Origin of the sequence: Phyllobacterium sp. YR531, assembly GCF_000282595.1 — a bacterium.
GTDB lineage: Bacteria > Pseudomonadota > Alphaproteobacteria > Rhizobiales > Rhizobiaceae > Phyllobacterium.
In genome coordinates this window covers 18714-38485 of the sequence record NZ_AKIZ01000039.1, presented here as the reverse complement: position 1 = coordinate 38485, position 19772 = coordinate 18714, and the positions used below count along the sequence as shown (strand labels likewise).

General features: G+C 53.7%; 14 protein-coding genes, 1 tRNA gene, 1 pseudogene and 1 riboswitch. Of the genes and pseudogenes, 9 read left to right on the top strand and 7 right to left on the bottom strand.

Annotated features, from left to right (window positions below):
• Positions 1-145: 145 nt before the first annotated feature.
• Positions 146-1981, top strand: a complete 1836-nt coding sequence (locus tag PMI41_RS22895) for a nucleoside-diphosphate sugar epimerase/dehydratase (RefSeq protein WP_008128875.1) — start codon at positions 146-148, stop codon at positions 1979-1981.
• Positions 1982-1991: 10 nt separating this feature from the next.
• Here PMI41_RS22895 and PMI41_RS22890 read toward each other — a convergent pair whose 3' ends face one another.
• Positions 1992-2993, bottom strand: a complete 1002-nt coding sequence (locus tag PMI41_RS22890; protein ID WP_040856584.1) for a hypothetical protein — start codon at positions 2991-2993, stop codon at positions 1992-1994.
• A gap of 166 nt (positions 2994-3159) precedes the next feature.
• Here PMI41_RS22890 and PMI41_RS22885 point away from each other — a divergent pair.
• From PMI41_RS22885 to PMI41_RS22875, 3 genes and pseudogenes are all read left to right on the top strand, one after another.
• Positions 3160-3234 (top strand) — tRNA-Gln (locus PMI41_RS22885).
• A 117-nt stretch (positions 3235-3351) separates the two neighbouring features.
• Positions 3352-3706, top strand: a pseudogene (locus PMI41_RS22880) (type II toxin-antitoxin system RelE/ParE family toxin).
• On the top strand, positions 3703-4023 hold the full coding sequence (locus tag PMI41_RS22875) for a DNA-binding transcriptional regulator (protein WP_008128869.1): 321 nt from the start codon (positions 3703-3705) through the stop codon (positions 4021-4023). The pseudogene PMI41_RS22880 and the gene PMI41_RS22875 overlap by 4 nt, the downstream one beginning before the upstream one ends.
• A 281-nt stretch (positions 4024-4304) precedes the next feature.
• Here PMI41_RS22875 and PMI41_RS22870 read toward each other — a convergent pair whose 3' ends face one another.
• Positions 4305-5102: a capsular polysaccharide synthesis protein gene (locus PMI41_RS22870; protein ID WP_008128867.1), complete on the bottom strand. Its 798-nt coding sequence runs from the start codon at positions 5100-5102 to the stop codon at positions 4305-4307.
• A gap of 359 nt (positions 5103-5461) precedes the next feature.
• Between PMI41_RS22870 and cysD the strand changes: the two genes are divergently transcribed.
• The 3 genes from cysD to cysQ are packed head-to-tail and all read left to right on the top strand — an operon-like array spanning position 5462 to position 9147.
• Positions 5462-6367: a sulfate adenylyltransferase subunit CysD gene (cysD, locus tag PMI41_RS22865; protein WP_008128865.1), complete on the top strand. Its 906-nt coding sequence runs from the start codon at positions 5462-5464 to the stop codon at positions 6365-6367.
• A complete protein-coding gene (gene cysN / locus PMI41_RS22860) occupies positions 6367-8316 on the top strand; it encodes a sulfate adenylyltransferase subunit CysN (protein ID WP_008128864.1) in 1950 nt (649 codons plus the stop codon). The genes cysD and cysN overlap by 1 nt, the downstream gene beginning before the upstream one ends.
• A gap of 12 nt (positions 8317-8328) precedes the next feature.
• Positions 8329-9147 (top strand): 3'(2'),5'-bisphosphate nucleotidase CysQ, encoded by an 819-nt coding sequence (cysQ, locus tag PMI41_RS22855; RefSeq protein WP_008128862.1) that lies wholly within the window; start codon positions 8329-8331, stop codon positions 9145-9147.
• Here the strand turns inward: cysQ and PMI41_RS22850 are convergent.
• The 5 genes from PMI41_RS22850 to PMI41_RS22830 form a co-directional block, all read right to left on the bottom strand.
• Positions 9142-9543 (bottom strand): type II toxin-antitoxin system VapC family toxin, encoded by a 402-nt coding sequence (locus PMI41_RS22850; protein WP_040856549.1) that lies wholly within the window; start codon positions 9541-9543, stop codon positions 9142-9144. The genes cysQ and PMI41_RS22850 overlap by 6 nt on opposite strands.
• Positions 9540-9782 carry an AbrB/MazE/SpoVT family DNA-binding domain-containing protein gene (locus PMI41_RS22845; RefSeq protein WP_008128859.1) on the bottom strand — a complete coding sequence of 81 codons (243 nt, stop codon included), beginning with the start codon at positions 9780-9782 and terminating at the stop codon, positions 9540-9542. The genes PMI41_RS22850 and PMI41_RS22845 overlap by 4 nt, the downstream gene beginning before the upstream one ends.
• A gap of 64 nt (positions 9783-9846) precedes the next feature.
• Positions 9847-10866 carry an iron ABC transporter permease gene (locus PMI41_RS22840; protein ID WP_008128858.1) on the bottom strand — a complete coding sequence of 340 codons (1020 nt, stop codon included), beginning with the start codon at positions 10864-10866 and terminating at the stop codon, positions 9847-9849.
• Positions 10867-11814, bottom strand: coding sequence for an ABC transporter substrate-binding protein (locus PMI41_RS22835; RefSeq protein WP_008128857.1), 948 nt, complete (start codon positions 11812-11814; stop codon positions 10867-10869).
• Positions 11814-12620, bottom strand: a complete 807-nt coding sequence (locus PMI41_RS22830) for an ABC transporter ATP-binding protein (RefSeq protein WP_008128856.1) — start codon at positions 12618-12620, stop codon at positions 11814-11816. Before PMI41_RS22830 ends, PMI41_RS22835 begins: the two co-directional genes overlap by 1 nt.
• A gap of 256 nt (positions 12621-12876) precedes the next feature.
• Positions 12877-13091, bottom strand: a riboswitch (cobalamin riboswitch).
• A 531-nt stretch (positions 13092-13622) separates the two neighbouring features.
• On the opposite strand from PMI41_RS22830, the gene PMI41_RS22825 reads away from it, so the two are divergent.
• Positions 13623-16958, top strand: a complete 3336-nt coding sequence (locus tag PMI41_RS22825; RefSeq protein ID WP_008128855.1) for a transglutaminase family protein — start codon at positions 13623-13625, stop codon at positions 16956-16958.
• A gap of 388 nt (positions 16959-17346) precedes the next feature.
• Positions 17347-19761 carry a circularly permuted type 2 ATP-grasp protein gene (locus PMI41_RS22820; protein ID WP_008128853.1) on the top strand — a complete coding sequence of 805 codons (2415 nt, stop codon included), beginning with the start codon at positions 17347-17349 and terminating at the stop codon, positions 19759-19761.
• Positions 19762-19772: the final 11 nt, after the last annotated feature.

Sequence of the window (19772 nt, the reverse complement as noted above, 5' to 3'; positions counted from 1 at the left end):
TTGGCGCACCAATTTATTCAGGGCATCGCGAGATGAGCTAATGCACAACACAAAGATTGCAATTATGCCGACCTATGCTACTGCTCTGGCCTAATTGCGAATACCGGGGAATAAAGAATTGGAAACATTCCGGCAAAGCATCTCAATGATGCCGCGTCGTTACAAGCAGGTCCTGCTTGTCATTTTCGACATGGTTACACTGACATTTGCGGTGTGGCTCAGCTATTTGCTGAGGTTCAGTGTGTTCTTCATGCCGAACGGCGAACAGATCATGCTCATGATCTCTGCTCCGCTGATCGCATTGCCAATATTCATCCGTTTTGGTCTCTACCGCGCTGTTATCCGTTACCTGCCGGACAAAGCAATCTGGACCATGATTCAGGCGGTGACGATTGCGGTCATCGTTTGGGTATGTCTGGCGTTCCTGACGCAAATGACGGGTGCTGCCGGTGTCCCGCGCGCTATTCCCTTTCTTTATTGGGTCTTGGGCATCGCCATTATCTGCGGCAGCCGTTTTGCCGCAAAATGGCTTCTGTGGAGCCCCTTGGGCGGCAAACTACTTGAGCGTCAATGCGTTATTTTTGGCGCTGGTGATGCAGGTCGCCAGCTGGCCAATGCCTTGCGCTCCCAGAAAGAAGTTTTTGTTGCCGGTTTCATTGACGATGACAAAAGCCTGCAGGGCATGGATATTCTTGGTATCCGGGTCTATTCGCCTGCGAAAATCGAATATCTGGTCGAGAATTTCGGCATCAAGGAGATGATCGTCACGACCTCTGCGCTGAGCGGTATCGAACGGCGCAGGCTTGTTGGCCGCCTCAAGGCGCTTGATGTGAAAGTGCGCATTCTCCCGGCAATTTCCGATCTTACTGCTGGAAAATATATTGTCAGCAACCTGCGCGACATTGATATTGATGATCTGCTCGGCCGCTCGCCGGTTCCGGCTGACCCTGAACTACTCGACAAAACCGTCGAGGGGCGCGTTGTGCTTGTTACAGGTGCCGGTGGTTCTATCGGTTCGGAGCTGTGCCGGACAATTGTAAAGCTGGCGCCTGCCAAACTGATCATTTTCGATGTCAACGAACACAGTATTTACCAGTTGCAGCGCGAATTGAATGCAATCAGCGACTGCATTGTGCTGCCGGTTCTCGGGTCAATCAGCGATGAAATCCTGATACGCCGGGTTTTGGCTGAGCATAAAGTCGAGAACGTATATCATTGCGCTGCATATAAGCATGTCCCGCTTGTCGAAGAGAATGCCGTGGAGGGTGCACGCAACAACGTGATCGGAACAGAAGTTCTGGTCAGATGCTCCCGTGAGGCGAATGTTCGCAACTTTGTGCTTATTTCATCCGACAAGGCAGTGCGCCCATCCAATGTCATGGGAGCGACGAAGCGCTGGGCGGAGTTGATTGTTCGCTATTATGGCAATCAGGCGCAGGCGGAGAACACCGGCCAGGTGTTTGCCTCGGTTCGTTTCGGCAATGTTATCGGATCGAGCGGGTCGGTCGTGCCATTGTTTCGCGAACAGATTGCAAGCGGCGGGCCTATTACCCTGACGCATGATGAGATGACCCGGTACTTCATGTCAGTACGCGAAGCCGCCGAGCTTATCATACAGGCCGGTGCGCTTTCTGGTGGTGGCGATATATTGATGCTTGAAATGGGTGAAGCCGTGCGCATTCGCGACCTGGCAGAAAACATGGTGCTTCTCGCCGGACTATCCATCAAGGACAATAATAATCCTGAGGGTGATATCGAGATCATCACTGTGGGCATTCGTGACGGCGAAAAACTGCATGAAGAACTCTTCTACGAGCCGGACAGCGTGACACCAACGCGGCATCCTAAAATCCTGCAGGCTCAGCGCCGCGTCAATGCGCTTGATCATCTTCCGGGCTCGATTAATGAGCTGCGCAATCTGATAGCGAAACAGGATGCGGAGAGCGTGCGTAAATTGCTTTATACCATCGCGGCTTCCTGAAGGCTGTCGTTCAGTTCTGTGACTTGCCGATTCTCAGCCGCACAAGCAATGCAATTACTGCGGCGAGAGCTATGATGGTGGCGAGAGCGCCGCTCCAGCCTGATTGCAGGGTGAACAGTGCACAGGCTGCAAGCAGAATGTTCAATGCTGCGACGCTGGTGATGATCAGCCAGACAGGCCATCCTGAACGTTTGGCCACCTGATAGGCATGTCTGGAGTGCGCGGCCAGAATATTTTCACCCGCAGCCAGCCTCATGAACAGGGTCGAGGTAGCGTCGGCGATAAAGAACAGCGGCAATATCAGCCCTGCCAATATGGTCGTTTCCCGCGCTGCCATGAAGAATGCAAGACCGCTGAGCAGGCCAATTGGAAGACTACCCGAATCGCCGAGAAAGACTGTTGCCTTCGGGCGATTGAAAAAGGAAAAACCAGCCAGTCCGCCTGCAATGGACATGGCGAGATTTCCTGTTCCGAGACTGACCAGACCAAACAGGGAAAAGCCGGCAAGCAGCGCCAAGGGAAGTCCCAGCCCTGCGACGACCATCAAATCTATGCCGTCCATGAAATTTGTAAGGTTGATGAAGTAGATCAAGGCCACGACGAGCAACGCCCGCTCGACCAGCAGCGGCAAAAAGTCTGGCAGCAACCGGAAATCCTCCCCCAAGCCATAAATGGCAATAACCGAGGCGATCAACTGCGATACAAGACGGATCGATTCCGGCAGATGATGCCGGTCATCAAGAAAGCCGATGACCCATAGGATCAGCGCAGCAATAGTTGCAGGTACAAGGAAGTGGACAGGAAGTCCTGTATCAGCACCGAAAATCCAAAGCGAAACGAGGATAGCCGGGACAATGGCAAGACCACCAAGCTGACGCGCAGGCTGGCTATGGTTCGACCGCTCGGTGATCGCAGCGCCCAGAAAGCTTGACGGCAACATCTGCATGGCAAACCAGAGGAGAATTGCGCTTGCAATCGCAATGGACACGAATGGAATTATGATGGTGTTCAATGCTGGTCCCCGGTCAGAAATGCAATACAGCACCCTTGTCATGAAAATAATGCGGAAACAATTGTGGGATGAGACAAACTGGCCGATCATTCACGTTGCACAAGCTGGAACCAACGGTTATAAGCCGCGCTGTCGCATAAGGATTTATGATCCGATGCAGACGTGTTGGGGCGTCGCCAAGTGGTAAGGCAACGGTTTTTGATACCGTCATTCGGAGGTTCGAACCCTCCCGCCCCAGCCAAGATCTTCTTCTGAATTTTATAGTGTTTTCTGCAGCTTGCTCTTGTTTTCGAGATCAGCTTTTATCGCGCTAATATTTTATTGATATTGAAAATAGTAGGACTGGGTGCTATCTATTATGCGTGAACGTATTTTCAAAACAGCATGGTTTGCAAAGGCCGCAGCAAAGGCCCGTATTGATGACTTTGAACTATGTACAGCCATCGGACAGGTTATGACGGGGCAGGCCGATGATTTAGGCGGCGGCGTATTCAAGAAGCGGTTGAGCAAAAAATGCTTGGCGTTCAATAATTTTGGCAAAAGGTGGGAATTATTGGGTTTATGCTTTTTTGTTTGCCAAGAAAGATCGAGCGAATATCACAATGGTTGAATTGACGGAGTTTCGTCGTTTTGCAGAACTTTATGGCCGTAAATCGGACGCCGATATTCTAAAAGAATTGCAGCTGGAAGAACTGTTGGAGATATGTACGTGAGCGTGAAGAACCATTTCAAAAGTGATGTTTTTGAAGCTATCCACAGCGGCGTAGCAGGGATGTATCGCGCTGGCACAATCGACAAAGCCACAATGCGTGAGTTCGATCAAAGTTGTCTCGTTATTCCTGAATTTGAACCGAAGGCCATCAAAGCATTGCGCGAGAGTAATCACGTGAGCCAGCCTGTATTCGCGAGCTATCTCAATACAAGCGAATCAACGGTTCAAAAGTGGGAAAGCGGCGCGAAGCGACCGAGCGGCATGGCATTGAAATTGCTTGCTGTGGTGGAGAAACACGGCCTTGGGATATTGCTCTAGAGCAATTTTTGCTTATATGGAGTCATTCTGCCGGAGGGAATTCGCGGGCAAGGTCGAGGGGTTTAACGAGGCCGATGTTTGCCCATCGGACGATGATAAAACCCGATGGATTTGGCCCGAATTCACCCGGCCTTTCAGGTTTCCGGCTGACGGCCAACCACTTTGTCAGGCAGCTGCGTCCGATGGATAAACATCGACCTCGCTACCTTCCGCGTGGATTGTCGCGTCATCCACGAAACAGAATGGCTCTATATAAACAAAATTTGCTCTAGCCGATCCGGCTAAAGCAGGTGCTGGACCCTTTGAACCGCCCAGTGATAAAAGCTGCCTTCTACCGGCGGTTCGTTTGATGGCCCCTTTTTGTGGATATGGAAGCCGATAAAGTCCGGATGATTTAGCGGCTCAAGACCATAGGCCGGGTCATAGATACGCAGCGCGTCGCGGGCGGTCCAGTAATAGAAATTCTCCTTTGGAGCACCGTCCTTGAAGAAACCATAGCGTTTGGCCAGACGGGAAATTCCGTCATTGGCAAAAACTGTAATTCCGACCATTGCTGGAGAAACTTTCTTGCCGGTCAGGCGGAACCATGCCGGACGCAGGACGCGTCGGCGGAAACCAAGCCACGGGGGAACAATCTGCGTACTTTCCATGTAATCATCGAATTCTTTGATGACCGGATTATCCGGCGGAAGGTACATGGCGGAAACGCCGAGGCGGAAAAAGTTTTCCCGGGCCAGATACGGACGATCGGGCGAGGGATGAAACTGTTTGGTCAGGTAGATATCTGTGTCGAGCCACAAACCTTGCTGTTTCTTCATCAGCCTGACGCGAAACAGATCACTGAACTGGCCAATGACGCGAGTATGTTTTGGAATATCGGGAAAGTCCGGATCAAGCCTGTAAAAATAGTCCTTGCTCAATATCTCTGAAGCATCGTGCAGCTCGACGGATTTCGGCAGGTTTTCGATGTCTTCGAAGGCATACAGCTTTACCCTCTGGCCAGTCAGGGCCATTGAAGCGAGGCAGACACGGTCAACTTCTCTCAGCCGCGGGCCATACCAGAATGTGCAAATATCCATGCGAACAGCATCCCATTATTGTCTGCTCATCTACGGCGGGTCGTTCCATTCGTCAATTGTAAGGTGGTCCCGGTCACAACCATATGCTGATTCCGTGAGGATTTATTTTCTAGTGGGAAGCGCTTTTAAAACGAGTTGATGGTGCATTGTCGGGCAAAGGGAATGATGTTCTGATAATTGCGATGTAAGGGCAATAAATTGGCGCGGATTTATGTTGCCCTGAGAAACTATCCTTTTCCTAAAGCAGGCAGCTACACTATGTTTGCGGCCGCTGCCGAAACGTGATGAACTGCGTTTGGGTTTGGTCGGTATTCGTTGCAGGGTGTTATCCCTGACGACATGAGTGGATAGTGATTTTCATGACCAAGAATTTGACGCATCTCCAGCGTCTCGAAGCCGAAGCGATCCATATTTTTCGCGAGGTTGCTGCTACGTTTGCCAATCCGGTGATGATGTATTCCATCGGGAAAGATTCGTCCGTGATGCTGCATCTGGCGATGAAGGCCTTTTATCCGGCCAAACCGCCATTTCCATTCCTTCATATTGATAGCACGTGGAAATTCAGGGAGATGATCGCGTTTCGTGATTCAGAAGCTGAACGTCTCGGCTTTGATCTGCGGGTCCATAGCAATCAGGAAGGCATTGAACAGGGCATCAGCCCCTTTGTGCATGGATCGAACACCCACACCCACATCATGAAGACTGTCGCACTGCGTCAGGCCTTGGATAAATTTGGTTTTGACGCTGCATTTGGCGGTGCGCGCCGCGACGAGGAAAAGGCCCGCGCGAAAGAGCGTATTTTTTCTTTCCGCAATGCCCAGCATTCGTGGGACCCAAAGAACCAGCGCCCCGAAATGTGGAAAATCTACAATACCCGCGTGGCAAAAGGTGAATCGATCCGGGTGTTTCCCATCTCCAACTGGACGGAACTTGATGTCTGGCAATACATCATGCAGGAGAATATCCCGATTGTTCCCCTGTACTTTGCCGCCAAGCGTCCGGTCGTGGAGCGTGACGGTATGCTGATCATGCGTGATGATGAGCGGATGCAACTCCTGCCGGGCGAAGTTCTGCAGGAGAAAATGGTGCGCTTCCGTACACTGGGCTGCTATCCCCTAACCGGAGCAGTTGAATCCGACGCGGCAACACTTCCCGAGATCGTCAGCGAAATGCTGATCGCGAGAACGTCGGAGCGTCAGGGTCGCATGATCGATCGGGACGAGGCCGGTTCGATGGAAAAGAAAAAGCGTGAGGGCTATTTCTGATGAGCAAACTGGCCCAGATTGAAATCCCTGCGGCACAGTCCGCTGCTGATGAAATCAGCGCGTACATGGCAGAACAGGAAAAGAAGTCACTGCTGCGGTTCCTGACCTGCGGTTCGGTGGATGATGGCAAGTCGACGCTGATCGGTCGCCTTCTCTATGACACCAAGCTGATCTTCGAAGATCAGCTTGCGGCATTGCAGAACGATAGCCGCAAACATGGCACCAATGGTGAAGATATCGACTTTGCATTGCTCGTCGATGGGCTTGAAGCTGAGCGGGAACAAGGCATCACGATTGATGTTGCCTATCGGTTTTTCTCGACGCCGAAGCGTAAATTCATCGTTGCAGATACGCCGGGCCACGAGCAGTACACCCGTAATATGGCAACCGGTGCTTCAACGGCTGACCTGGCCATTGTCCTCGTCGATGCGCGGCAGGGCATTTTGCGTCAAACGCGGCGTCATAGTTTTATCGCGTCGCTGCTGGGTATCCGCAACATTGTGCTTGCGATCAACAAGATCGATCTTGTGAATTATTCGCAGGAGGTGTTTGAGACGATTGTCACACAATATCAGGAGTTTGCAAGCGAACTCGGATTCAAAACCATACAGGCAATTCCGCTTTCAGCGCGCTTTGGCGACAATGTAACTGCGCCATCTGAAAACCTGCCTTGGTACCAGGGTCCATCACTGTTGCAGCATCTGGAAAATGTGGCGCTGGACGATGCCGATGCCACACGCCCGTTCCGGTTTCCGGTGCAGTACGTCAACAGACCCAATCTCGATTTTCGCGGATTTTCAGGCACCATAGCTTCCGGCACAATTGCACCGGGTGATCAGATCGTGGTCGCGAAATCCGGCAAGTCTTCACGCGTCAAACGCATTGCAAGTTGGGACGGCGATCTCGATACGGCCGGCGAAGGGCAGGCCGTGACGATCGTTCTGGAGGACGAGGTCGAAGTATCGCGCGGCAATATGCTGGTATCTCCGGATAATCGTCCCGAGGTCGCTGACCAGTTCGCCGCGCATCTTGTGTGGTTTTCCGAAGCGCCCCTGATTCCCGGTCGCTCTTATATTCTGCGTACCGAAACGGATCAGGTCACGGCAACGATCACTGATCTGAAATATCGAGTCGATATCAACAGTTTCGCGCAGGAAGCGGCCAAATCGCTTGATCTGAATGAAGTTGGTGTCGTCAATATTTCGACGCAGGAAGCAGTCGCTTTTGACGGCTACAAATCCAACCGCTCGACTGGTTCGTTCATTCTTATTGATCGGCTGACAAATGCGACAGTCGGTGCCGGCATGATCGACTTTGCCCTACGCCGCGCTTCCAATGTTCACTGGCAGGCGCTCGATGTCGACAAAACATCCCGTGCTGGTCAGAAGGATCAGAAACCGGCTGTGATATGGTTTACCGGCCTGTCAGGTTCGGGCAAATCCACGGTAGCCAATCTTGTCGAAAAGCGATTGGCTGCGCTCGGCAAGCACACATATATTCTTGATGGGGATAATGTCCGCCACGGCCTCAATCGCGATCTCGGATTTACTGAAGAAGACCGGGTGGAGAATATCCGCCGCGTTGGTGAAGTTGCCAAGCTTATGGTTGATGCGGGTTTGATCGTGCTCGTTTCATTCATCTCGCCCTTTATCGCCGAACGGCGCATGGTTCGCGAGTTGCTCGGCGATGGTGAGTTCATGGAAGTTTATGTCGATACGCCATTCGAAGAATGTGCACGGCGTGATCCGAAGGGGCTTTATGCGAAGGCTTTGCGCGGCGAGATCAAGAATTTCACCGGCGTGGATTCGCCGTATGAGGCGCCGGAACACCCTGAGCTTCATCTGAAAACAGTTGGACGGACGACCGAAGAACTTGCTTCGGAAGTAGAAAAACTGCTCACTGATCGCGGAATCATTTTTAATTTCGATCATAGTTCGTGGTCGATTTAGACAGGGCTGAACGTGACAGTAAATTCGGCACTTCCAACTCTCGACTACGGATCATTGCTTTCCGTATTCGAAACAACCGCGATCGCTGCCGGACTGGAAATTCTGCGCATCTATGAGGAAGGCTGCGACGTAGCACTTAAAGACGATAAGTCGCCTGTCACCGCCGCCGACCATGCGGCAGAAGCAATTATTCTTGAAGCATTGCGGCGCGCAACACCGGATATACCCGTCGTTGCCGAGGAGGAAGTTTCCGGCGGACATGTGCCCGGCGATCTTGGTGACAGGTTTTACCTCGTCGATCCGCTGGACGGAACGCGGGAATTCGTTAATCGCAACGGCGATTTCACGGTCAATATTGCGCTGATTGAACATGGTATTCCTGTGCTGGGTGTCGTTTATGCTCCCGTTCGCGGCTGGCTGTTCACTGGCGGTCCGGACGGTGCAAAGGAAGTTACACTCGATCACAGCGGCGGCATCATCTCGTCCCGGTCGATTTCGTGCCGCAAGGCGCCAGACCAGATGATTGCGGTTGCCAGCCGCTCGCATCGCACGCCGGAAACCGATGCGCATCTGGAGGATTTCGACATTGAAGAATGTGTTTCCGTTGGATCATCGATAAAGTTCGGCCTGCTGGCACGGGGTGAGGCAGATATCTATCCGCGCCTGAGCCGCACAATGGAATGGGATACGGCTGCCGGAGATGCGGTATTACGAGCCGCTGGTGGCGTGACGCTAACGCTTGATGGTGAATTGCTGACCTATGGCCGCCGCAATCAGGCCGATGACGCTGATTTTGCGAACCCCGGCTTTGTCGCAAGAGGCAGGCTATAACCAGGTTTCTGCTTTAAGACCTGGAACCCGGCTGAATTCTTTCAAATTGTTTGTTACAAGTATGGTGCCGCGTGCACAGGCATGTGCAGCTATAAGAATATCATTGGGCCCGATAATTTTGCCGATTGAATGCAACTCGGCACGGATTCTCCCATAGTGATAATCTGCCGGATGTTCGAAGGGTAGAACATCCAAGCCGGATAGGATCGCATCTACTTGGAGACGCAAGCGCTCTGAATTGTTTTTCGCGACGCCAAAACGAAGCTCACTGGACACGATGATGCTGGTGCATAGACCCAAATGCTCGTTATCTCTAACTTTTCTCGCAACATGGCCATCAGGATGGCGTACCAGTTCTGAGATTGTGTTCGTGTCGAGCATGTATAGGTGGCTCATAGGTCAATATCGCGAAGGGGCAGGAGATCATCATTGTTGATATCTGCGAACTCCTCACCAAGTGGAGGAAGTGTCGCCAATATTTCGGTCAACGACCGTCTTTTAACAGGTTCAATGACGAGACGATTACCTTCACGATGCATGATTGCTGTGTCGCCCTGCATTTCAAACTCTACAGGAATGCGAACAGCCTGATTGCGTCCATTACGGAATAATTTGACTTGACGTTCTTGCATCATGGAAATCTCGCACTCTTAGCATATGCCATAGCATATGCCTCTTAATGTCGATCTGCAAACAATATTATCCCGCCCGCTTCCGTAGCAGCAGAGTCACCACAAAAAATGCACCGATGGAGCTGGTAACGACACCGATGGGCAATTCCTGCGGGGCGAGCAGCAGCCTTGCGGTAAGATCGCTCATCAGCAGCAATATGGCACCGAAAAGAGCGCAGGTTACAATCAGGCCGGCGTGGAGCTGACCGGAAAAGCGCCGGGCAATATGCGGGATCATCAGGCCAACAAAGCCAATGACACCCGAGACCGATACGAAAATGGCGGTTGAAAAAGCGCAGACAATGAACACGATGTTGCGTGTACGATTGACACGCACGCCAAGACTTTCCGCTGTGTTTTCACCGGCAAGAAATGCATCAAGGTTGCGGTGATTATAGAGGGCGAAGATCAGGATCGATACCAGGCCAGTCAGAGCCAGAGGCAGATTATCCCAGCGCGCAAGCCCGAGGCCGCCAAGTGTCCAGAACAATACGGAATGTGCGGCGCGCTGATCACCGGAAAACACCATGTAATTGGCAAGTGCGGTGAATATGAACGAGACGGCAAGTCCGGCAAGGATCATTCGTTCCGGGCCCTGACCCTGCACGCGGCGTACCAGCAGCAGGACGATTATGGCCGCGAGCATACCGCCGCTGAACGCGGCTATGGGCAGGGTCCACACGCCGAACCGGTCGCCGAATATACTGATAACAGAAACAGCACCCGCTGCAGCACCAGATGACAGGCCGAACAGGAATGGATCCGCCAGATCATTGCGTGTGACTGTCTGCAGCATTGCGCCGATGATACCAAGTCCGGCACCGACGCATAGACCAAGAATGGCGCGTGGCAGCCGCAGATCGACGATGATCCGCTCGATGGGCACTGTCGTGGTCAGGTCGCTGAGACCGGAGAAGTGCGCCAGCGCATTGACGACATCGCCAAGCGCGATGAAGGTTGACCCATAGGCAATGGACAGCAAAGCAAGCACGATGATCAGCACCGTGCTTGCTGCAAGCGTGAGCTTTGTTCCTGTCTGGAGATGCACTCAGAATGCTTCCGGGTGCATTGCCTTGGCGATCTTCTCGATGGCTTCGATGTTCGCTGGGCCGGGCGTAAGTTCGGCATAGCGGAGAGCGACAAAACGCTCGTTCTTCACAGCGTCGGTTTCTTTCATCGCCGGATGGCTTCTCAGGAAGTCGAGGAGCTTTTTATATCCCGCATCGTCCTGATAATCGAGAAGCACGAGGAATTCCGGATTGCGCGCTGCTACCGTTTCCCATGAGGTAGTAGCCCAATTCGATTCAAGATCGTCCATGATATTGACGCCGCCAGCCTCGCTGATCAGCGCGGTCGGGATGGCAAATTTGCCAGCCGTGAAGGGCTTGTCCTCGCCGGAATCGTAAAGAAATACGCGGGTACCGCTGTTGGCACCGACCTTCTTTTTGATCTCGGCAAGTTGAGTTTTCCAGCCGGCAACAAGCTTTTCGGATTGGTCTTCCTTGCCAAAAATCTTGCCCAGCTTTTCGATATCACCGTAGAGGAGATCCATTGTGGCGGCAGAGCGGTTCTTGTCGATATGTACGCAGCTTTCGGTCAATTCAAGTGTCTTGATACCAAAAGGCGCAAGAGTATCGGGTGTGACTTCACCACCGACGCGCATGCCGTAATTCCATCCCGCGAAGAAGAAATCCGGCTGTACGGCGATCAGGTTTTCAAGGGTCGGGTTTTTGGGTGCGAGTTCCGGTATGGAACCTTGCTGCTTGATAAATGCATCATCGAGCTTGTACCAGCCGGTGATGCCGGTCACGCCGACCATGAGCGGCTGTAAGCCAAGCGCAAAAGCCATCTCGCTCATATTGATATCGTTAACGACAACACGTTTGGGAGCCGCATCAAATGTCAATGACCTGCCACAGCTATCAACCGTAACAGGAAAGGCAAAGGCCGGTGCTGAAAGCACGGTCAATGCGAAGGCGAGAAAAGACTTTTTCATCAAATGCTCCGTGGATGAGGATGGGTAGTGTGATTTGGTTCAGGTGCTTCAAAGACCATGAGGTCGCGCTGGCGTGACGGATGGCGCAGGCGGAGCACGTCAAGATCGAATACATCACTGACGATGCGCGGTGTCAGCGTCTCATCCGGTGTGCCTGATGCTACCAGTTGCGTGCTGTGCATGACGGCAACATGGGTTGCGAATGGCGCGACAAGCGGTAAATCGTGCAGGACCGCGATGGTTGTAACGTCCAGTCCAGCTACCAGCGAAAGCAGCTCACTGCGTGCTTTGGGGTCGAGGTGATTGGTAGGTTCATCCAGAAACAGGATTGCAGGCTGTTGGCTGAGCGCCCGTGCCAATTGCATGCGTTGACGCTCACCGCCGGATAGCGAACCCAGAGGGCGGCGGCGGAAATGCGTTATCCTTGCGCGTTGCATCGAATCCTCGACAATTTCCCGATCCGCCGCTTTTGTAAGCAGGCCGAGATGGGGAATGCGCCCAAGCGATACATAATCCTCGACAAGCAGTTGCTGGTCCGGTGCATCGGTCTGACCGACGAAAGCGAACTGCCGGGCACGTTCGAGGGGTGTCATATGCCCCACATTCTTGCCGTTGAAATCTATCTGGCCGGATGTTGGCTGTTGCAATCCCGCGAGCATGCGCAGAAGGGTAGATTTACCAGCGCCGTTGGGGCCAATGATTGCCAGACGGGCACCGCATCTGACGCTGAGAGAAGCAGCATCGACGAGAATATGAGGGCCGGTTTGATAGGTCACAGCTTTCGCATCGAGCTGAATATGTGTCATGCCCTTGCTCCCGTGCCGTAGAAATAATCCGATCCATTCAGCATGGCTTTGCGGTATAGTAATGTTATAACAATCGTCAATGGTGATTGTGCAAAAGGCGGGAAAATCTGAACACGGGCTGTAGTGGTGCGCGAAACGTTCATGCCTATCCAACATTAAAACGGGTAGGGGAACGTCAGCGATGATCCCGGCGCCATGCAAGGCGTTCCGCTATGCGGACAGGTTATCACTTCGCTCCCGGCACACCCCGTCCGGTTCGAATTTCAATTTTGATGGCAGGTCTCCTGGCTTGCGGGTCTCAGCGTTGCCTTGCCTTCCCGATCCTGCGATCAGTGGCGTAGTCAGGCGTCGCTCGCCGCTTACAGTTGCGGGGGCAGCCACGGTTTCGGTCCCTTTTGGGTACGCCTCACCGTGTTCCCTTTTAATCTCCGGCATTGTCTGGCCAGAGAAACCATCGGTGATGATTACTAGTGGAACAATGTGGGAAATGAAATGGCACAAAAGAGATAGTGCTTGGAAAAATCGAGGGAAATGATATCTTTATTTCAGGAGTGAGAGGCAGGCTTTCGCCCGCCTCCCGTTTTCCTGGTGTTAATGAAATGAGACCCGGAACGTAACTTGCCAGCTCGTCCGGGTCTTTTTCATTTCCAGGGTGATCTTCAGCGATCCCCTTTACTGCATTGGTTTCTCTGCGTGGTTCGACGGGGCTCACCATGAGGAAGGTGGACTGATTGCAAGAAGTTAACTCTCGAAGGTTGGCGACCAACATGCAGTCAAACCATCTACCTCATGGTGAGCCCCGTCGAACCACGCAGCGAGTTAGATGCAAATTATTTTGCTCTTCGCTTGGAAATTATCAGCCCGTTTAAGGTGCAGATTCAGCACGTGCTAAAATAAATGGCAGGATAAGCTTTTAAAGCGTGAACATGCGCTTGGAGTAGGCTAGGCTTCGCGCGTACTCTTTCGGCGAACATTGAATTTTATATTGAATTTTGGGGCGACATGGCAATTCACGCAGCAGTCTATCACCTGACCCATTATAAATATGACCGCCCCATCATGCTCGGGCCGCAGATCATCCGGCTTCAACCCGCGCCGCATTCCCGCACAAAGGTGTTGAGCCATTCGCTGAAAGTCAGTCCAGCGAACCATTTCGTCAATCTGCAGCAGGACCCCTACGGCAATTTTCTTGCGCGGTTCGTGTTTCCAGAACCTGTCACTGAGTTGAAGATCGAAGTCGATATCGTTGCTGATATGACGGTCTATAATCCGTTTGATTTCTTTGTCGAACCAATCGCGGAAATTTGGCCTTTCACCTATCCGGAAGAAATACGCGACGATTTGTCGATCTACATGAAGCCGGACCCGATTGGTCCGTTGCTGTCGGATTTTCTGGCGTCCATTGACCGCACCAGCACAAATACGGTGAATTTCGTTGTTGATCTGAACGCTCGTATCCAGCGCGAAGTCGGCTATGTCATACGCATGGAAACCGGCGTGCAGGAGCCGGAAACCACATTGAATGTCCGTACAGGTTCATGCCGTGACTCCAGTTGGCTTTTGGTACAGACATTGCGCCATCTCGGTTTGGCAGCACGTTTTGTTTCGGGCTATCTGATCCAATTGAAGCCCGATCTTGTGGCGCTGGATGGTCCTGCCGGGACAACAACGGATTTCACCGATCTGCATGCCTGGTGTGAGGTTTATCTGCCTGGCGCAGGGTGGATAGGGCTTGACCCGACCTCGGGCCTTTTGACCGGCGAAAGCCATGTTCCGCTGGCCGCAACGCCGCACTATCGCAACGCCGCGCCCATTTCCGGTATGGCGGAGCCTGCCAATGTCGAATTTGGTTTTGACATGCGCGTGACGCGGGTGTCGGAGCATCCGCGCATCACGAAACCATTCTCTGATGAATCGTGGCAAGCGCTCGATGCGCTTGGCAATCAGGTCGACGCATTGCTGAAAGAGCGGGACGTGCGTCTGACCATGGGCGGCGAACCGACATTCGTTTCCATCGACGATTTCGAATCCGGCGAGTGGAATACCGATGCAGTCGGCCCGACAAAACGCGAAAAGGCTGACAAGCTTATCCGCCGCTTGCGGGATCGTTTTGCCCCGGGTGGTTTTCTGCATTACGGGCAGGGCAAGTGGTATCCGGGTGAGAGCCTGCCACGGTGGACCTTTTCACTGTACTGGCGCAAGGACGGAGAACCCATCTGGGTCAATCCTGATCTTATCGCCGCTGAAAACAGCAAGGCAGATGTAAAGCCGGAGGATGCCGGTAAATTGCTCGTTGGCATGGCTGGTGAGCTTGGTGTTGAAGACGATATGGTTGCGGCAGCCTATGAAGATCCGGCGGAATGGATCGTAAAGGAAGGCAATCTTCCAGCCAATGTCGACCCCTCGAATTCAAAACTGAAAGACCCCGAAGAGCGCAGCCGTATGGCGCGTGTATTTGAACGCGGATTAACCGAGCCAACCGGCTTTGTGCTGCCGGTGCAGCGCTGGAACAGCCAAGCCGCTCAAGGTCCACGCTGGCGCAGCGAAAAATGGACAACCCGGCGCGGCAAGCTGTTTCTCGTGCCGGGTGACTCGCCTGTGGGTTATCGCTTGCCCCTAGGCGCACTGCCGCATGTTCCACCTTCCGAGTTTCCATTTATCGTGCCGGTTGACCCCTCTGTTGAGCGTGGCCCATTGCCGGATTCGCCAGTAGCAGCAGTGGTTGATCCGAGGGAAGCGTCACAGGCAGTCGCTTCATTCACCGCCGCCGAGGGCACGACGCAGGAGCGGGTGGAGCAGGAGCTGGGCGAGATTGGCGGGGCTGTTCGGACCGCCATCTCGGTTGAACCGCGCGATGGCCGGTTGAGTGTCTTCATGCCGCCAGTGGAAGCGCTTGAGGATTATCTTGAGCTTGTAGGCGCAGCAGAAGCAGCAGCAGCCAAGCTCGGTCTGCCGGTGCACATTGAGGGCTATGGTCCGCCCCAAGACCCGCGCATCAGCGTCATACGTGTTGCGCCTGACCCGGGCGTGATTGAAGTGAACATTCATCCCGCATCGAACTGGCGCGAATGCGTTGCGACCACCGAGACCATTTATGAAGAGGCACGGCAAACGAGGCTTGGTGCTGACAAGTTCATGATCGATGGGCGGCATACCGGTACAGGTGGTGGCAACCACGTGGTGGTCGGCGGTGAAACGCCAAATGACAGCCCGTTCCTGCGTCGTCCCGACCTTTTGAAAAGTCTGGTACTGCATTGGCAGCGTCATCCATCCCTGTCCTATCTGTTCTCCGGAATGTTTGTTGGCCCGACCAGTCAAGCGCCGCGGTTCGACGAGGCCCGTCACGACAGTCTCTACGAGCTGGAAATCGCCATGGCGCAAGTGCCGCTGCCGGGGCATGGCACACCGCCCTTGCCGTGGCTGGTGGACAGGCTCTTCCGCAATTTGCTTGTTGACGTGACCGGTAATACCCATCGTTCTGAAATATGCATCGACAAGCTGTTTTCGCCCGATGGGCCGACTGGACGCCTCGGACTTGTCGAGTTTCGTGGTTTCGAGATGCCGCCGAATGCACGCATGAGCCTTGCGCAGCAATTGCTGGTACGCGCTCTGATTGCGCGCTTTTGGAATAATCCTATAGAGGGCGGTTTTGTGCGTTGGGGCACAACCTTGCATGACCGGTTCATGCTGCCTGCCTTCGTTTGGCAGGATTTTCTCGATGTGCTTGCCGATCTGCGGCAGAATGGCTTTGACTTCCGCCCGGAATGGTTCGAGGCGCAGCTGGAATTCCGGTTTCCTTTCTGTGGGGAAATTGAAAATGAAGGCGTCAAACTCGAACTACGGCAAGCCTTGGAGCCATGGCATGTCATGGGTGAGCAGGGTGCTATCGGCGGAACGGTCCGTTTCGTCGACAGCTCCGTGGAGCGTCTGCAGATCAAGGTCGAAGGCTATAATGCAGCGCGTTACAGCGTGGCCTGCAATGGCCGCGAAGTGCCCCTGAGAATGACCGAAACCAATGGTACCGCTGTTGCCGGTGTCCGCTATAAGGCCTGGCAACCACGCTCCGGTCTGCATCCAATGATTCCGGTCAATACGCCATTGGTATTTGACATTTACGATCAGTGGTCCGGGCGAGCGATTGCAGGTTGCACCTATCATGTCGCGCATCCGGGTGGGCGCAGCTATGATACCTTTCCGATTAATTCCAACGAAGCCGAAGCCCGCAGGCTTGCGCGATTTGAGCCGCGCGGCCATACGGCTGGTGCTTACGAGCTGCGCAAAGAACAACCATCGCCGGAATTCCCGATGACGCTCGATTTGAGAAGGCCACGTGCTTGAAAGAACACTGCATGTTTTATGGTAATAGTGGTCTTGAAGTTATGAAAGAAAGTCTATTGCACGATGAAATTCTCAACAGGTTGACACAGATTATAAATAACCCGGAGATCGGAATTTCAATTGAAGAGATGTTTGCTCGGGTTAAGGCGCTTCATAACGATTCTAAGTCCAAATAATGGATCGAATTATAGCTACTTGCATACCGGTTGTGCGTGGTTCGACGGGGCTCACCATGAGGAATGCTGGTGTTTTGCAATAGACAGCGATGGCACGGTTTGTACCGCCTGCAATCAACCCACCTTCATCATGGTGAGCATCCTGAGCCTGTCGAAGGGGGAACCACGCACAATAAGTATGCAGTCTGTACGAAACCCAATATAGATCGATAATGTCACAAGTGAATAAAGCCAAAACACGTTCAATTGCCGGCCTGCTTGCGGGATATACTCCCTTGCCGGGAGTTGCTGACGAGATGGTTGATGCTGCCGGTGCCTTACGTCCGGGCTGGGGAAAACTGCTTGGTTCGCTGGATGAAATCGGGCCGGAAAAGCTTGCAACTCGTTTCGCCCGGGCAAACCAGTATTTGCTTGATGCCGGAGTCTTCTACCGTGTCTACGACGAGAACGGCACGCAGGAGCGGCAATGGCCGCTTGCACATATTCCACTGCTGATCAATGAGCAGGATTGGAGCACCATCACTGCTGGCTTAACCGAGCGCGCCGATCTACTCGAAGATATTGTTGCCGATATCTATGGCGAGGGAAAGCTGGTGCGCGATGGCGTTTTGCCGCCCGATTTGATCGCGTCTAATCCGGAATTTCTGCATCCTGTTGCCGGGATCAAACCAGCGGGTGGTCGCTTCCTGCATTTCTGCGCATTTGAGCTGGGTCGTGCTCCCAACGGGCAGTGGTGGGTGCTTGGCGACAGGACGCAGGCGCCGTCCGGTGCCGGTTTTGCGCTGGAGAACCGCGTCGCGACGACCCGCGCATTATCCGATATTTCCGCCTCGATGAATGTTCACCGGCTTGCAGGGTTCTTCAAGGACTTCCGCGATTCCATGCAATCGTTGATCATCGATCCGCAGGCTCGCGCCGCGATCCTGACACCCGGGCCGAACAACGAAACCTATTTCGAACATGCCTACATCGCCCGCTATCTCGGCTTCATGTTGCTGGAAGGCGAGGACCTGACAGTCGCCAAGGGCAGGGTGATGGTGCGAACCGTTTCCGGACTAAAGCCGATTGATGTGCTGTGGCGGCGCATGGATGCTGCTTATATGGATCCGCTGGAGTTGAAATCAGACTCGTGGATCGGCACGCCGGGAATGGTAGGCGCCTTGCGCAGGCGGACAGTTTCGCTGGTCAATGCGCTCGGCTCCGGCATTCTGGAAACCCGTGCGCTGCTCGCGTTCCTACCAGCAATTTCAAAGGCATTGCATGAACGTGATTTGGCGTTGCCAAGTATTGCAACATGGTGGTGCGGGCAAGAGAAAGAGCGCAAGCATGTGATGGACCGGCTTGATCAGATGATGGTTGGCCCGGCTCTTTCAACGCGATTGCCGTTCGAAGATGTGCGGGCGACAGTGCTTGGATCGAAGCTCGACCCCGAGGCACGCAGCCAATTGCTTGAGCGCTTGCAAAATGACGGGCGCGGTCTCGTAGGGCAGGAAGCCGTCAAACTTTCTACAACGCCGGTCTATGTCGATGGCAAGTTGGAGCCGCGTCCCTTTGTGCTGCGGGTGTTTGCAGCACGCCACAAGGATGGCTGGAGCTTCATGCCCGGCGGCTTTGCCCGTGTTGGCTTCACGCTCGACACCGCTGCGATTGCCATGCAGCGGGGCGGGCAGGCAGCTGATGTGTGGGTTACCAGCAAGGGCCCGGTTGCAAAAGACACGCTGCTGCCACGCGAAGATGATTTGTTTCAGCGCAATGTGCCGGGGACATTGCCCGCACGGGCTGCGGAAAATCTGCTTTGGATGGGCCGCTACATCGAACGTGCCGAAGGCACCGCGCGTATATTGCGGGCATGCCATGCACGCTTTGCCGAGGCACCCAATCAGGAATTGCCACTATTGACCGAGATGCGTGACTATCTGAAGCCGCTCGGGGTCGATCTGGATCAGGCCATTCCAAAGGGCCTTCAGCGTTCCATCGATGGCGCGATGCTTTCTGCCGGACGCATTCGCGACCGCTTTTCGCCAGATGGCTGGCTTGCCCTGCATGATCTGTCCAAGACAGTGCACCGTTTTTCCGATGTGGTGACGCCGGGGGATGACGCCACGCGCGCCATGACTATCATCCTGCGCAAGCTTGCAGGGTTTTCCGGTCTCGTCCACGAAAACATGTATCGCTTTACCGGCTGGCGGTTTCTTGAGATCGGCCGTCGCATCGAACGCGGCATTCAGATGGCAAGCGTCCTTGCGCGCCTTGCCCGTCATGACGCTGCTGAGGGCTCGTTGGAAATGCTGCTGGAAATCGGCGACAGTGTCATGACGCATCGCAGGCAATACAGCGTTTATTCAGGCCGGATCAGTGTACTCGATCTGCTGGCGCTCGATCCGCTCAATCCGCGTTCGATCATTTTCCAGCTGGATGCATTGAAAACGGAATTCGGCCTTTTGCCGGTGCGCGAAGGTGGGCGCGGTGCGGTAACCAGCATGCAGACTTTTTCCAAGGATGTACTGCGCCTGCATACGCAACTCGCAATATCCGAGGCGGGAGAACTGACGCCCGAAACGCTTCACAAGGTCGCCTTCGATATCGGTGCTTTGGCTGATGCAATTTCCGACACGTATTTTGCCTGAGGATACCTGTT

What these genes read in the sequence shown, in the direction of transcription:
- PMI41_RS22870 (WP_008128867.1), bottom strand. Translation starts at nt 5,102, where the DNA reads ATGGATATTTGCACATTCTGGTATGGCCCGCGGCTGAGAGAAGTTGAC.
- cysN (WP_008128864.1), top strand. Translation starts at nt 6,367, where the DNA reads ATGAGCAAACTGGCCCAGATTGAAATCCCTGCGGCACAGTCCGCTGCT.
- PMI41_RS22845 (WP_008128859.1), bottom strand. Translation starts at nt 9,782, where the DNA reads ATGATGCAAGAACGTCAAGTCAAATTATTCCGTAATGGACGCAATCAG.
- PMI41_RS22835 (WP_008128857.1), bottom strand. Translation starts at nt 11,814, where the DNA reads ATGAAAAAGTCTTTTCTCGCCTTCGCATTGACCGTGCTTTCAGCACCG.
- PMI41_RS22895 (WP_008128875.1), top strand. Translation starts at nt 146, where the DNA reads ATGATGCCGCGTCGTTACAAGCAGGTCCTGCTTGTCATTTTCGACATG.
- PMI41_RS22850 (WP_040856549.1), bottom strand. Translation starts at nt 9,543, where the DNA reads ATGAGCCACCTATACATGCTCGACACGAACACAATCTCAGAACTGGTA.
- PMI41_RS22825 (WP_008128855.1), top strand. Translation starts at nt 13,623, where the DNA reads ATGGCAATTCACGCAGCAGTCTATCACCTGACCCATTATAAATATGAC.
- PMI41_RS22820 (WP_008128853.1), top strand. Translation starts at nt 17,347, where the DNA reads ATGTCACAAGTGAATAAAGCCAAAACACGTTCAATTGCCGGCCTGCTT.
- cysD (WP_008128865.1), top strand. Translation starts at nt 5,462, where the DNA reads ATGACCAAGAATTTGACGCATCTCCAGCGTCTCGAAGCCGAAGCGATC.
- PMI41_RS22830 (WP_008128856.1), bottom strand. Translation starts at nt 12,620, where the DNA reads ATGACACATATTCAGCTCGATGCGAAAGCTGTGACCTATCAAACCGGC.